This is a genomic window from Actinoallomurus sp. NBC_01490, from assembly GCF_036227085.1.
GTDB lineage: Bacteria > Actinomycetota > Actinomycetes > Streptosporangiales > Streptosporangiaceae > Actinoallomurus > Actinoallomurus oryzae.
On the sequence record NZ_CP109433.1, the window covers coordinates 10,730,615 to 10,744,069 of the forward strand.

General features: G+C 69.6%; 16 protein-coding genes. 5 read left to right on the plus strand and 11 right to left on the minus strand.

From position 1 onward, the window contains the following. Positions 1-7 precede the first annotated feature (7 nt). Positions 8-991: a threonine ammonia-lyase gene (locus OG417_RS49460; RefSeq protein WP_329245338.1), complete on the minus strand. Its 984-nt coding sequence runs from the start codon at positions 989-991 to the stop codon at positions 8-10. A 188-nt stretch (positions 992-1,179) separates the two neighbouring features. On the opposite strand from OG417_RS49460, the gene OG417_RS49465 reads away from it, so the two are divergent. Continuing rightward, the gene (locus OG417_RS49465) at positions 1,180-1,386 is read left to right on the plus strand and encodes a BldC family transcriptional regulator (RefSeq protein ID WP_329245341.1); all 207 of its coding nucleotides are present in this window, start codon (positions 1,180-1,182) and stop codon (positions 1,384-1,386) included. Positions 1,387-1,522: 136 nt separating this feature from the next. Here the strand turns inward: OG417_RS49465 and OG417_RS49470 are convergent, their stop codons facing one another. Both OG417_RS49470 and OG417_RS49475 read right to left on the minus strand, forming a co-directional pair. Then, complete coding sequence (locus tag OG417_RS49470) at positions 1,523-1,792, minus strand: hypothetical protein (RefSeq protein ID WP_329245344.1); 270 nt, start codon at positions 1,790-1,792, stop codon at positions 1,523-1,525. Between the two features lie 10 nt (positions 1,793-1,802). Then, positions 1,803-2,747: a hypothetical protein gene (locus tag OG417_RS49475; protein ID WP_329245346.1), complete on the minus strand. Its 945-nt coding sequence runs from the start codon at positions 2,745-2,747 to the stop codon at positions 1,803-1,805. A 245-nt stretch (positions 2,748-2,992) separates the two neighbouring features. Between OG417_RS49475 and OG417_RS49480 the strand changes: the two genes are divergently transcribed. Continuing rightward, positions 2,993-3,337, plus strand: coding sequence for a PLD nuclease N-terminal domain-containing protein (locus tag OG417_RS49480; RefSeq protein ID WP_329245349.1), 345 nt, complete (start codon positions 2,993-2,995; stop codon positions 3,335-3,337). Positions 3,338-3,403: 66 nt separating this feature from the next. Here the strand turns inward: OG417_RS49480 and OG417_RS49485 are convergent, their stop codons facing one another. From OG417_RS49485 to OG417_RS49515, 7 genes are all read right to left on the minus strand, one after another. Further along, positions 3,404-4,582 carry a L,D-transpeptidase gene (locus tag OG417_RS49485; RefSeq protein ID WP_329245351.1) on the minus strand — a complete coding sequence of 393 codons (1,179 nt, stop codon included), beginning with the start codon at positions 4,580-4,582 and terminating at the stop codon, positions 3,404-3,406. Positions 4,583-4,659: 77 nt separating this feature from the next. After that, positions 4,660-5,643, minus strand: coding sequence for a c-type cytochrome biogenesis protein CcsB (gene ccsB, locus OG417_RS49490; RefSeq protein ID WP_329245354.1), 984 nt, complete (start codon positions 5,641-5,643; stop codon positions 4,660-4,662). Between the two features lie 5 nt (positions 5,644-5,648). Further along, on the minus strand, positions 5,649-7,247 hold the full coding sequence (resB, locus tag OG417_RS49495; protein ID WP_329245357.1) for a cytochrome c biogenesis protein ResB: 1,599 nt from the start codon (positions 7,245-7,247) through the stop codon (positions 5,649-5,651). Continuing rightward, complete coding sequence (locus OG417_RS49500; protein WP_329263082.1) at positions 7,248-7,952, minus strand: cytochrome c biogenesis CcdA family protein; 705 nt, start codon at positions 7,950-7,952, stop codon at positions 7,248-7,250. It lies immediately after the preceding gene. Between the two features lie 102 nt (positions 7,953-8,054). Then, positions 8,055-8,630 (minus strand): TlpA family protein disulfide reductase, encoded by a 576-nt coding sequence (locus tag OG417_RS49505; protein WP_329245359.1) that lies wholly within the window; start codon positions 8,628-8,630, stop codon positions 8,055-8,057. 49 nt (positions 8,631-8,679) lie between these two features. Beyond that, on the minus strand, positions 8,680-9,312 hold the full coding sequence (locus OG417_RS49510; RefSeq protein ID WP_329245361.1) for a histidine phosphatase family protein: 633 nt from the start codon (positions 9,310-9,312) through the stop codon (positions 8,680-8,682). A gap of 86 nt (positions 9,313-9,398) precedes the next feature. After that, on the minus strand, positions 9,399-10,319 hold the full coding sequence (locus OG417_RS49515; protein ID WP_329245363.1) for a LysR family transcriptional regulator: 921 nt from the start codon (positions 10,317-10,319) through the stop codon (positions 9,399-9,401). A 73-nt stretch (positions 10,320-10,392) separates the two neighbouring features. Here OG417_RS49515 and OG417_RS49520 point away from each other — a divergent pair, with 73 nt between their 5' ends. Continuing rightward, complete coding sequence (locus OG417_RS49520) at positions 10,393-10,524, plus strand: hypothetical protein (RefSeq protein ID WP_329245366.1); 132 nt, start codon at positions 10,393-10,395, stop codon at positions 10,522-10,524. Positions 10,525-10,536: 12 nt separating this feature from the next. On the opposite strand, the gene OG417_RS49525 is transcribed toward OG417_RS49520, so the two are convergent. After that, positions 10,537-11,790, minus strand: coding sequence for an RNA-guided endonuclease InsQ/TnpB family protein (locus OG417_RS49525; protein WP_329245369.1), 1,254 nt, complete (start codon positions 11,788-11,790; stop codon positions 10,537-10,539). A 232-nt stretch (positions 11,791-12,022) separates the two neighbouring features. Between OG417_RS49525 and OG417_RS49530 the strand changes: the two genes are divergently transcribed. Then, on the plus strand, positions 12,023-12,940 hold the full coding sequence (locus tag OG417_RS49530; RefSeq protein ID WP_329245371.1) for a TIGR03619 family F420-dependent LLM class oxidoreductase: 918 nt from the start codon (positions 12,023-12,025) through the stop codon (positions 12,938-12,940). Between the two features lie 316 nt (positions 12,941-13,256). Beyond that, a complete protein-coding gene (locus OG417_RS49535) occupies positions 13,257-13,412 on the plus strand; it encodes an aromatic-ring hydroxylase C-terminal domain-containing protein (protein WP_329263084.1) in 156 nt (51 codons plus the stop codon). The last annotated feature ends 43 nt before the right edge of the window (positions 13,413-13,455 follow it).

Genomic DNA, 13,455 nt, shown 5'->3' on the forward strand with positions numbered 1-13,455 from the left:
TTCGAGGCTATCTCTCCCCCGCAAGTCCTTCGCCGAGGACCTCCGCGTACAGGGCGGGGTCGGCGTTGCCGCCGGAGACGACGGCGACGTACTTGCGCCGGTCGCCCGGCATTCCGTAGTGGGTGAGGTAGGCCGCGGTCGCCACCGCGCCGGCGGGCTCGGCGACGAGGCGGGCGCCCCGGGCGAGCCGCCGCATCGCCTCGCGGATCTCCTCCTCGCTCACGGTGACGATGTCGTCGACGTACCGCAGGTGCTCGAACGGCAGCTCGCCGACGCACTCGAGGCGGAGCGCGTCCGCGATCGTCCGGCGCGTGTCGGCGCTGGGCCAGGAGATCCGGCGGCCGGCGCGGAACGAGGCGCGTGCGTCGGCGGCCAGCTCGGGTTCGACGCCGATGACCCTGGTCTCGGGCCGCAGAGACTTGATCGCGGTGGCGATGCCGGCGAGCAGGCCGCCGCCGCTGATCGGCACGAGGACGGTGTCGACGTCCGGCGCGTCGGCGAGGATCTCCAGCCCGATCGTGCCCTGGCCCGCGATGACCCGGCGGTCGTCGAACGGCGGGATCAGCGCGTAGCCGTGCGCGGTCGCCAGCCGGTCGGCGGTCTCGACGCGCGCCTCGATGGTCGGTTCGACGTACACGAGCTCGGCGCCCAGCAGGCGGCACGCGTCCGCCTTGACGGCCGGGATGGTGGTCGGCACGACGAGCACGGCCGGGACGCCGACGGCCTTCGCGGCGTACGCGACGGCCTGGGCGTGGTTGCCGCTGGAGTGCGCGACGACGCCGTTCTTGCGGTCGGCCTCGGGCAGTGCGCTGATCGCGTTGTAGGCGCCGCGGAGCTTGAAGGAGCCGACCGGCTGCAGCGACTCCGGCTTGAGCAGAAGAGACGGACCCGACGGAGCCTGAGGAAAGGCCACCAGCGGCGTGCGGAGGATGACATCCGCCAGGCGCCGGGCGGCGTCCTCGATCTCCTGCACCGTAACAAGATCGTACATACCAGCACCCTATGGGCCCTCGCATGTCACAAGGAACTGCAACCAGGCGATCACATCTCGTTATTACCCCATGTCACAAAACTACGCAGCGTGATGTTTTCCGAAAACAAGGGAGAAACCGGTCTTCAACCGGCACACTGAGAAACAGTCCTTCCGCGACGAGAGCGGGACAAAGGGGGAGAGAAAACGTGGAGAGCACGAGCGAGCGCCTGCTGACCCCAGGCGAGGTCGCTGCCCTGTTCCGGGTCGATCCGAAAACCGTGACGCGATGGGCCGCCGCCGGCCGGATCAGTAGCATCCGCACGCCTGGCGGGCACCGCCGTTTCCGGGAGTCGGAGGTCCATGCACTACTGCGCGGCGAAGAGAACGCCGACTCTGCCGACCTCGGCCGCTGACCTCACCTTTCCCGGCCGACGCCCCGTCCCCCCGGGCGCCCTTGTCACTCTTCGGGCCTATCCGTCATTCGCCCTCTTCAATCGCTGCGCGGGCCGTCGCGCGCCTCGGTGATCCACTCCGTTCGCTCCGCCGGGCTCACTCGGGCTGCTCGGCCTTGAATTCCTCGAACTCCTGGCGCAGCGCGTCGTCGTCCGCGCGCCACCGCCGGCGCCGGTCCGCGAGTTCCTCCTCGGTGATGGACTGGTCGAGAAGCCGTTGATAATCGGGGTCATCGGGCCCGATCTCGACGTACGCCTGGCCGATCACGCCTCCGGTCTCGCCGTGCGCCACCTTTTCTCCACGCCCGGGTCCGACCACCCCCACGGGCACCCGGAGGTTCCCGTCGGGGAGTCTGATGACGTACATCGCCCCTCCCCTATATGCCGTATTTGCGATTGAAGAAAAGCATCACATTGAGCGCCGCACGGGTGTTCCCGCCGAGCATGTCCACAAGTGCGGGCCGCTGTCGCGATGCGATCGCCGCGAAGGCATCCGCGAAGAACTCGTGGCGGCCCAGATCGTCACCCTGAATGTGAAAATCACTCGCGAAATGCGGCACACATTGCTCGTACAGCGCGCGGAACTCGGGACTGTCAGACTGCCATTCCCGGGGCCCGTCCTCCACGAACTCGCCGTCGATGTCGTCCAGCGCGTGACCGACCTCGTGCAGCATGACGTCCGGAGTCGGTGAGGGTTGATCGCCCACGACGATCGTCCGGTCGCCGTACGCCCCGGCGCAGATGTCCCACGTCGCCTTTCCGCCCGGCAGCGGGGCGCCCCGCAGATACTGCATGTCGTCCAGGTCGGGCACACCGCCCGAGCCGACGTAGATGCCGTCCAGCCCGTCGGCCAGCTTGGTCTTGAGGGCGTCGGGCAGTTCGGCCAGGCTGTCGATGGCGCGTACGGCGTCGGCCGGCGCCGACCTGCCGTCGGCCGCCCACTGCCGGTAGAGGATGGTCTCGAGCGCCCCGCAGTTGCGACGCCCGTCCCGCAGGTCGACGGCGTCCGGCGGGTGCGGCGCGGCGCGCGGGAGGTCCTCGTCGAGCTCGAAGTCGCGCCAGGTGTAGTGCGGCTTGGCCCGCGCGTCCGCCGCGGCGTCGCCGGGGTGCTCGGCCGGCCGACGGTCCTCCGGCTCGATCTTGCGGAACCGCCCGAGCGCGTCGCGCGGCTGGAGCCGACGAGGCCGCTCGACGGCGGGCGGGGACGTGCGGTCGGCCCGGGACGTGCGGTCGGGCCCGCCGGCGTCCTTGGGCCGGCGATGCCGCCCGCGGCTGTCCGCGGCCGCCACCTCCGCCTGACGGCGGTTCCCCCGATAGCGCATCGAACGCCCCCTCAGCCCTCCACCGGGACTATCCAGGCCGTAGCGTAAGCCGGACCCCACGACCGCGTCATCTCCGCGTACGGACGCCTGTGGCGGCCGTGGGCGAAGGTGGGCAGGCCAGGGCACCGGCACCCCGGTTTCGGCCAGGATCCCGGGTCCGTCCGAAAGGCCCGGAGCTCAGTACGGAAGGCCCGGAGCGGCCACCGGACGTTCGGCGCCTTCACGGCGGCACTAGTCTGCGAAGCATGCTCGTCCTTGCCGCCGTGCTCGTCCTGGTCGCACTCGGCATCTGGCTCTACTGCCTCTTCGAGGTGCTGTCGACCAATGAGGGCGAAACGCGCCATCTGCCGAAGTTCGCCTGGTTTCTCATCGTGCTACTCGGCTTCGAGGTCGGTGCGGTCGCCTGGCTCCTGTTCGGGCGACGCCGGCGCTTCGTCACCGCCGACGTGACCGCCTGGCCCCCGGACTTCCTCCTGTCGGGCGAGGGCTCCCGGGGTGAACCGGCCGCGTCCGCCCCGCTCGGGCCCGATGACGATCCCGAGTTCCTCCGCCAGCTCGACGAACGCCTCCGCGGCGACGACCAGGACTGAGACGCTCCCACGAAAAGACGCCCCGGCGACGTGTCGCCGGGGCGTCTTCGCTGGGAGGCAGAAGGATCAGTGCGGCAGCGCGCTGCCCTTCAGCCAGGTGTTCCACGACAGGGTCCAGTACGTCCAGCCGTTGCCCTGCTCGTTGACGAGCTTGCGGTTGGTGCCGACGACGTCCACCACGTCGCCGCGCTGGGCGATGTTGTAGAACCAGCGGGCGCCGGTCGGCGAGGTACGGACGCAGCCGTGGCTGATGTTGTTGTGGCCCAGCGCGTAGTACTCACCGGGGCTCTGGTGGACGTACTCGCCGCGGTCACTGATGCGGACGGCCAGTGGGATGTCCTCGGCGTAGTAGCCCGGGTCACCCGGCTTGCGGCCCGGCGACACCATGTGCACCATCGTCGCCTTCTCCTTGGTGAGATGGATGCCGCTGGTGGTGGTGTACTCCTGGGTCGTCCCCATGCCCATGCTGATCGGGAACTTCTTGACCGTGCCGTCGTGGTCGACCTTCATGTAGTGGGTTTTGGCGTTGGCGACGGTGATGTTGGAGGCGCCGATCTTGAAGGACTTGGTCACGTCGGTCGTGCCGTAGACGCCCTTCAGCCCCCGCACGCCGGCCATGTGGGCGGTGAAGGTGACGTTCTGGTGCGGCTGCCAGTACTTCTGGGTGCGGTAGACCACCTGCGTGGGCGACGTCCAGTGCCACGCGCCCACGTCGCCCTTGTCGGACTTGACCTCCAGGGCCTTCTCCACGTACGCGCGGTTGGCGATCGCCCGGTTGAACGTCACGATGATCGGCATGCCCACGCCGACCGTCTCCTTCGGCATCGGCGTCACGTCGCTGATGCTGAACGTCTGCGTGGCCTTCTGCAGCGTGAACTGGCTCGCGGCGCTGATCGTCTTGCCCTTGGCGTTCTTCGCCGTGGCGTTGACCGAGTAGGCGGCGCCCGGCTTCAGCGTCCAGGTCGACTTCCACTGAGTGTGCTCGGCGTTGAAGGAGCCGGCCACCGGTTTGCCCGCCTGTACGGCGTTGACCTGTTCGAGCTTTCCGCCCGACGCGGTGACCGTGATGCCCTGGTCGGGCCTGGCCTTGCCGTCGCCGTTCGCCGGCAGGATCCGCACCTGCGCGTCGGGCGCCTTGGTGCCGTCCTTACCGTTCGTGCCCGCCTCGCTGCTCTGGCACGCGCACGCACCCGCCGCCACCAGAGCCGCCATGACCAGCGCGACGGCCGCCCGCCTATTACTCACCCGAGTCCTCCCAGCTTTGCCCACGCCGGATGAGACGCACCACGTGCGTAAAATGTTTGCCGGTTGGGATTAGAAAATCATGCGTACGAGTGCAACCCCGTCACCAGGTAGTTGATTCCGAAGAAGTTGAACAGCAGGCAGCCGAAGGCGATCAGCGAGACGAACGCCGCCTTGCGGCCTCGCCAGCCGGCGGTCGCGCGGGCGTGCAGGTAGCCGGCGTACCCCACCCAGGTGATGAACGACCAGGTCTCCTTCGGGTCCCAGCCCCAGTAGGTGCCCCACGCGGAGTCCGCCCAGATCGCCCCGGCGATGATCGCGAAGGTCCAGATCGGGAACGCGAACATGATCGCCCGGTGCGCCACCGTGTCGAGCGCCGGCATGGCGGGGACGCGCGACAGGATGCCGCCGGGCCGTACCGTGACGAAGGACTTGACCAGGTACAGCACGGTCGCCACACCGGCCACCGTGAACGTCCCCGTGGCCGTCACCGCGGCGGTCACGTGAATGGCGATCCAGTACGAGTGCAGGGCGGGCCGGAGCGGGCCCGGGTCGTTGTAAAGCCAGAGCACGGCGATGCCGAGCGCGATCACGACGGCCACCATGAGGAACGGGCCCAGCCAGTTGATCTTGTAGCGCCAGAGCATCACGAGGTAGACGGTGACCGCGGCGAACGAGATCGCGGACACGAACTCGTACATGTTGCCCCACGGCACCCGGTCCGCCGCCATGCCCCGCGTGACGATCTCCGCGCCGTGCAGGCCCCAGGCGACGACGTTCATGAGGATGGCGAACCGGCTCCAGTCGATCTGGCGCCGCTCGCTCGCGGGCTCGTCCGCGGTCTCCCCGGCCTCTCCGGCCTCGGCGTCGAGCGCCTCGGTCTCCGCGACCTCCGGGCCACCCGCCCCGACCAGCACCCGTGCGTGGTCGGCGGGCACCTCGGCGTCGGCCCGGCGGCGCGCGAACGACAGCTCGGCGGCATACGCCACCATGGTCACGACGTAGACCAGCACGGCACCGAGCATCAACTGGTTGCTCAGGTGCGCCAGATGGGGGTCGACCATGGCCGTCACTCCTCGTCAGGGGTTGGGGGAGCGGTCTCGCGGAGCCGCTCGGCGATCGCGTCGAACTCCGGCGTGGCGCCGCCGAGAGTCAGGCCACCGACCTCGACCACCGTACGCCCGCCCTCGCCGGCTCGTGCACGGACCCACACCCTGCGGCGCCGTACGAGGAAGGAGGTGATGATGGCGATGATCGCGATGATGCCGGCGATGAGCGCGGGCACGCGGCCGGGGTCGTGGTTGACCTGGATGGTGATGTACTGCCGGAAGCCGTTGAAGGTGATCGAGCCGGCACCGCCGGGCAGGGTCTCGGTCTGCCCGACCGCGAGCGGCTTGACCTGGTTGCCCATCAGCAACGGCTTCAGCTTGGCGGTGTCGAGCCGGTACACCGACTGCGGGGCACCGTTGGACAGGCCCAGGTCGCCCTTGAAGGCGAACAGCGCCACCTGGGGGTTCCAGGCGGCCGGGAACGCCGAGGTGACCTTGCCCTGCGCGTCGGGGACGGCGGTCGGCCAGAACAGCCCGATGAAGCCGAGCTGGTCCGGCTGGGCGTCGGGCACCTTGACGACGCCCTCGGAGGCGTACGTCGCCTCGCTCATCGGCAGGAACGGCACCGCGCCCTGGTAGGCGACCTGCCCCTTGCCGTCGCGGACGGTGAACTCCGGCGCGTAGCCGTGGCCGAGCAGGTAGACGCGGGCGCCGTCCACGTTGAGAGGGTGGTTGACCTGCAGGTTGTACGGCCGCACCGACGACTTCAGGTCCTTCTGGTAGCGGACCTTGGCCGAGAACTCGGTCGGCTGCCCGCGGTCGGGGCCGTCGGGCAGGTACGAGGCCTTGAAGGAGTCGAGCCAGACGGTGAACGGCGGCAGGCTCGAGGAGGAGAACGCCCGCCCGTTCTTGAAGGCGTCGTAAGAGGTCAGCGCGTTGGAGAAGCCCTCGCCCTCGGTCACGATGACGTTGCCCTTGTAGCCGAACGCCGACCCGAACCCCACCGCGAACAGCAGCACCAGCAGCGCCAGGTGGAAGACCAGGTTGCCGGTCTCTCGCAGGTAGCCCTTCTCGGCCGCGACGTGGTCGTCGTGGGGGTCGACGCGGAACCGCCGGTCCTTCAGCACCGTCGCGGCCTGGGCCAGCACCTCGTCCGGCGCCGCCTCGGTCTCGTACGTGGCGGTCTGCGGCAGCCGGGAGAGGTTGCGCGGCGCCTTCGGCGGCCGGGACCGGATGTGCCGGTAGTGCTGCCAGGACCGCGGCAGCACGCAGCCGGCGAGCGAGATGAACAGCAGGATGTAGATCGCCGCGAACCACGGCGCCGCGAAGACGTCGAACAGCGACAGCCGGTCCATCCACGGCGCGAGGGTCTTGTGGTCGGTGAAGAACTGGCTGACCTTCTCGGGAGCCAGCCCGCGCTGGGGGACGAACGACCCGGGCACCGTGCCGAGCGCGACCAGGAACAGCAGCACGAGGGCCGTGCGCATCGAGGTCAGCTGCCGCCATCCCCAGCGCAGCCAGCCGAGCGGGCCGATGCCCACGGGGCGTTCGCGCGGGGCCTGGGGCGAGGACTGCGCCTCGGGCGCGTCCGTGCTCGTCTCGTCCGTGCTCGTCGTCAATCAGATCACCGTCTTGAAGCCGGATACCCAGCCTTGCATTTTGATCGTCAGGTCGGTCCAGGCGCCGGTGACCAGGAGCAGCCCGATCGCGACGAGCATCCCCCCGCCGACGCGCATCACGGCCCGGTAATGCCGCTTGACGACGCCGAACGCGCCGAGCGCCCGGCGGTAGGCCAGCGCGGTGAGCAGGAACGGCAAGCCCAGCCCCAGACAGTACGCGAAGGACAGCAGCGCTCCGCGCGTGGCGCTCGCCTCGCTGTAGGCCATGGCCTGGACCGCCGCCAGGGTCGGCCCGATGCAGGGCGTCCAGCCCAGGCCGAACAGCATGCCCAGCAGCGGCGCGCCGGCCACGCCCGCGGCGGGCAGGCGGCTGGACTTGACCGTGCGCTGCAGGCCGGGGACGAATCCCATGAACGCCAGGCCGAGCACGACCGTGACCGCGCCGAGGATCCGGGTGAGCACGGTCGCGTGCCGCTGGAGCAGCGCGCCGAAGCCGCCGAAGGCCAGCCCGGCGCTGACGAACACCACCGTGAACCCCAGCACGAACAGGGCCACGCCCAGCAGCAGCCGCCCCCGCCGCTGCGCGGCCAGGTCGGCGCCGGTCATCCCGGTGACGTAGGACAGGTAGCCCGGCACCAGCGGCAGCACGCACGGGGACAGGAACGACACGAGCCCGGCCGCCCCGGCGACCGGGACGGCCAGCATGAGGGAACCGCTGGTCACCGTGCTCACGGAGCCTCCTTCGCCGGCCCCGCGAGCAGGCTGCCGCGCCTGATGGCTCGCTCGCTCCGCTCGGTCACGTGCCCATCACTTCTCCGCCGCCAGGCGGGTGACGATGTCCCTCAGCGAGGTGTAGGAGACGCTGCCGATGGCGCGGGCCGCGATCTGTCCCTTGCGGTCGATGATGAGGGTGGAGGGGACGGCGTTGGGCGGGATGTCGCGGAACGCCAGCGCGATCTGCCCCGCCTGGTCGTACAGGCTGGGGTAGTTGATCTTGTAGGTGCGCAGGAACGCCTGGGCGTTGTCCTTGCCGTCCTTGATGTCCACGCCGACGAACTGCACACCGGAGGCCTGGGTCTGCTCGTAGACCTTCTGCATCGTGGGCGCCTCGGAACGGCAGGGCGCGCACCACGACGCCCAGAAGTTCACCACGATGATCTTGCCGGTGTAGTCCGACAGCTTCAGCGGCTTGCCGTCGAGCGTGGTGCCCTGGACCGCGGGCGCCGGCTTGCGGTCTTTGACGATCTCGCTGACGTTGTCGCCGGCGACATAGCGCGAGTCGCCCGCGCCCGGGCCGTTCTGCACGGCGGAGGCGCCCGCGCAGCCCGCGAGAACGCCGCCGAGGAGAACCAGGGCCGGCACGGTCAGCACACGTCGGATCACGGTGAGACTCCTACTACTACAGGACGTAGTACTTATTGTGCCCGAGGGGTCAGGCGCCGGGCACATTGGGGCGCCGCGACAGCGCTCCCGCCGGCTCGGCGTAGTCGACCTTGACGATCCGGCCGTCGTCGTAGGTGAAGCTCGTGACGCTGGCCAGACCGCACTGGCGCCGGCCCGGGTGGTGCCACAGCGAGCGACCCTCGACCTTGCGGCGGGTCACCCAGATGGGCAGTTGGTGACTGACGCAGACCGCCTCGTGGCCCTCGGCCGCGTCGCGTACGTCGGCCATGGCGGCCAGCATGCGCCGGGCGATCTGCTCGTAGGGCTCGCCCCAGGAGGGACGAAAGGGGTTCCAGAGGTACGGCCAGTGCTGGGGACGGCGCAGCGACCCGTCGCCGACCCCGAACGTGTGGCCCTCGAAGTGGTTGCCGGCCTCGATCAGCCGCTCGTCGGTGCCGACCGGAAGGTGGAGCGTCTCGGCGATCGGCTCCGCCGTCTCCTGCGCGCGCTCCATGGGCGAGGAGCACAGCACGGTGATGTCACGCCCGTCGAGCCACTTGGCGGCGGCCTCGGCCATGAGCCGACCGTCGTCGCTGAGGTGATAGCCCGGCAGGCGCCCGTACAACACCCCTTCGGGGTTGTACACCTCACCGTGGCGCAGCAGATGGACGATGGTCTTCATGGCGCGCCCCAGACTACCGGCCGGCGCGCGCCCACGGGCCAGGCGGGTGGCGTGCCGCGGTGAAGTCTTCCCGGCTCCGCGGTCTCTCAGGCCGCCGGGTCCGCGGCGGCCTGCGCCGGAGCGGACGCGCGGAGGGCGGCGACCGCGGCGCGGATGGCCGGGCGGCGGGCGGCCTCGGCGCGCCAGATCGCGTACACGTGCCGTGTCAGCGCCGGGCGTACCGGAATGATCCGGACGCCTTCGGGGATGTCGCAGCGGCCCAGGCGGGGAAGGACGGCGGCGCCGAGGCCGGCCTCGACCAGCGCGAGCTGGGTGGCGTACTCGTCGGCGGTGTGGTCGACGCGGGGTTCGACGTCGACCGAGCGAAGCGTGTGGACCAGCCAGTCACGGCAGATCGCGCCCGGGGACTGGGCGATCCACGAATCGTCGTGCAGCTCGCCGAGGTCGATCACCGAGCGATCGGCGAGCGGGTGGTCCGCGGGCAGCGCCACGTCGGCGATGTCGTCGGCCACCGCCGCCTTGAGCAACCCGTCCGGAATGGCGAGCGGCACGTTGAACCAGTCCTGCACGACCGCGAGGTCGACCTCCCCGCGGACGGCCAGCGGCACGGCCGCGTGGGGCTCCTGCTCACGCAGGCACACGCGAAGGCGCGGATGCTCGCGTCCCAGCGCGCGCAGCGCCGGTGGCAGCAGGCCGCGCGCCGCGGTGGGGAACGCCGCCACGGCCAGCTCTCCGACGACCTGCCCGCGCTGGGCCTCCAGGTCGGACTCGGCCGCCTCGACCATCGCGAGGATGCGCTCCGCGTGCGAGGCCAGCAGCTCGGCGGCGTCGGTCAGGCGGACGCCGCGCCCGTAGCGTTCGAGCAGCTTGTGCCCTGTCTCCCGTTCGAGCTTGGCGACCTGCTGGGAGACCGCGGAGGTCGTGACGTGCAGGACGTCGGCGGCGGCGCTCACCGACCCGTACGTGGCAACCGCGCTGAGAGCGCGCAGACGGTCGAGATCGAGCATAAAGCGATACTACACATATGCCTTAATAAATAGTCGCTTGTCCTAAAACATCGCTAAGCGGAGCATCGGGCTCATGAGACCTCGCCACATCGCGGTCGCGGTGATGATCGCCGCGATCTGGGGCGTCAACTTCGTCGTCATCGACGTCGGGCTCGCCTCGCTGCCGCCGCTGCTCTTCGCCGGCCCGCGTTCATGGTCTGGTTGACGTGCTTCCCGGTTAAAAGCCGGGGACTCCGGCCTGGGCAAGGTGACCCTTCCGGTGGCTTCCTGCTTCAACGCGCTGTGCCGGGACGTGCGTCCTGGTCTTACTTGCGCTCGGCGAGGCGATTAGCGTCTCCGCCCGTCCGGCGGCGACGATTCGGCGCCCTTCGATGAGAATGTTCATGGCCGCATTGTGGTCGCGATCGTGACTCGCGCGGCACGAATTCCTCGGGCATACCCATGCGCGGACATCGAGGGACTTGGGCCCGTCCCGGTGGCCGCAGGCCGAGCAAACCTGCGAGGACGGGAAAGCACGGTCCACCTTGGCGAAGGTCCGGCCGTGTTTGCGGGCCTTGTACTCCAGCATGTTCACGAACTGTGCCCATCCGGCATCATGCACGGACTTGGCGAGCCGGGTACGGCCCAGCCCCTTCACCGCAAGCGTCTCCGCATACACCGCTTGGTTGTCGCGGATGATCTGCGTGGACAGCTTGTGGTGAAAATCCCGGCGCCGGTCCGCCACACGAGCATGCTGACGCGCGACCTTCTTGCGGGCCTTGTCGCGGTTGCGGCTGCCCTTGGCCTTACGGCTGAGGGCCTTCTGCAGGCGCTTAAGCTTCTTCTCCGCCCGCCGCAGGAACCTCGGAGAATCGACCTTGGTCCCGTCGGCCAACACCGCGAAGTGGCGCAGGCCGAGATCGATCCCGGTATCGCTCCCTGCCTCGGGCAGGATCTCGGGGGCGACCTGGATCACGAACGAGACCCAGTACCGTCCGGCAGCGTCCAACGTAATCGTGACGGATTTCGGCGCCGAGGGCAGGGTACGGGACCACTTCAGGCGCAGGTCGCCGACCTTGGTCACATGCAGCCGGCCGTTCGGCCGGATACTGAACCCGTTCGTGGTGAGCCGGATCGACTGCTTGGAGTCCTTGCGGGACTTGAATCGTGGGGCTGCGACCTTCGGACCCTTACGCTTTCCAGACACGCTCGCGAAGAAGTTCCGGTAGGCGAAGTGCAGGTCGCGCAGCGACTGGATCAGTACCACGGAGGACACCTCGGCGAGCCATTCCCGCTCGGGAGTCTGTTTGGCGGCGGTGATGATCTGCTTTTGCAGGTCGGTGTCGGAAATGTAGGGCCGCCCGGCGGCGTGGGCTTCCTGACGGGCGCGGAGCCCGTCGTTGTAGACCACGCGAGCACACCCGAACGCCCTCGCCAGCGCGATGCGCTGACTGGGTTTCGGGTACACGCGGTAGTTGTACCGAAGCTGCACAGCCGTGATTACATCAGTTCGTTCACGGCCGAGGAGACCGTTTACCTGCGCGGTTTCGCCGACGCAATATGCGATTTTGTCCTGGTTGCGAAGTAACGGCACCGGTGTGATTGATGAGGAGTACCGTCCGCCCAGCCTCACGACCACCCGGGGGTGCGCGCGCCGCTACGGCCGCCGACTCGCTCGGCGCGGCGATGGACGCCCTGGCCGCGTTGGAAGCAGGATGAGTCTCATGAAGATCGGATTCGGCGCCCCCGTCGCGGGCGCGTGGGCCGGCCCGGACAACCTCGGTTACTTCGCCGGCCGTGCCGAGGAGCTCGGGTACCACGAGTTGTGGTCGTTCCACCGCCTGCTGACACCGGCGGACAAGGACGCGATGGCACCGGTCTACCGCAGCGTCCTGGATCCGCTCGGCGCGCTGACCTTCGCCGCCGCGCGGTCCTCGCGGATCCGGCTCGGCGTCGCCGTGCTCAACCTGCCGTTCGTCTCGCCGGCCTACCTCGCCAAGCAGGCGGCGACGCTGGACGTGCTGTCCGGCGGACGGCTCGACCTCGGGCTGGGCACCGGCTGGCAGCGCGAGGAGTTCACCGCCAGCGGCGCGTCGATCGAACGCCGCGGCGCCCGCGCCGAGGAGTACGTCGCCGCGCTGCACACGCTGTGGACGGACGAGGTCAGCTCGTACGAGGGCGAGTTCTACACGATCTCCCCCAGCCGGATGGCCCCCAAGCCGGTGCAGAAGCCCGGACCGCCGGTGCTCCTGGGCGGCTCCGCCGAGCGCGCCCTGAAACGCGCCGGACGCCTGGGCGCGGGCTGGATCAGCCGCAGCGCCACCGACCTGACCAGGATCCACGAGCAGATCGCCGTCGTACGCAACGCCGCGGAGGAGGCGGGCAAGGACCCGAACGGGGTCCGTGTGGTCGTACGCGGTGTCGTACGGGCCGGTGAGGAACAGCGGGCCGAGAACGGCGAACGCGTCCGCCTGACGGGCTCGTACGAGCAGATCCGCGAGGACGTCGAATGGCTCGGCGAGCAGGGCGTCACCGAACTGTTCTACGACCTCAACTGGGATCCCCTCGTCGGCGACCCGGAGGTGACGGCCGAGTCGGCCACCGCGCGGGCCAAGGAGATCCTCGAAGCCCTCGCCCCCTGAGCCGCGGATCTCGGTGTTCGTCCATGGCGCTGATCTCGCCGGTCAGCTCCCTGGCCCCGGCGTTGAGCCTGGTGTACAGCTCGACGAACAGCGCGAGCGCCTCTTCGTCGTAGTCGCGTAGCAACTGGTCGACCGAGGCCCGCATGCGGGCGAATCCGTCCCTCCCGTGCACTGCGGATGCGGCGAAACGAACTCGAGTACCCATCGATGGCCGGTGACGCAGCGACCAATGAAGAGGTGGATGACGCGCTTGCCGACTCTGAGCAGATCATCGCTACAGCCGAGAAGTTACTGCCCCGTCTCGGTCTGTTCTGATCTGGGTACTGCCGATCAGGTCGCCTACGGCCCCACATCATCGGGCGGGACACTGGTGCGCCCGGACGGCGTCATCGCCTACCGGGGCCGCGACGAAGACGGCGCGGCCGGCCTGGAGGACGCGCTGCGCACGGTGCTGTGCCGGGCAGCCCGGTGACCGAGACCGTCTGAGCCCCCGGCCGGCGCGCCGAGTGTCCCGT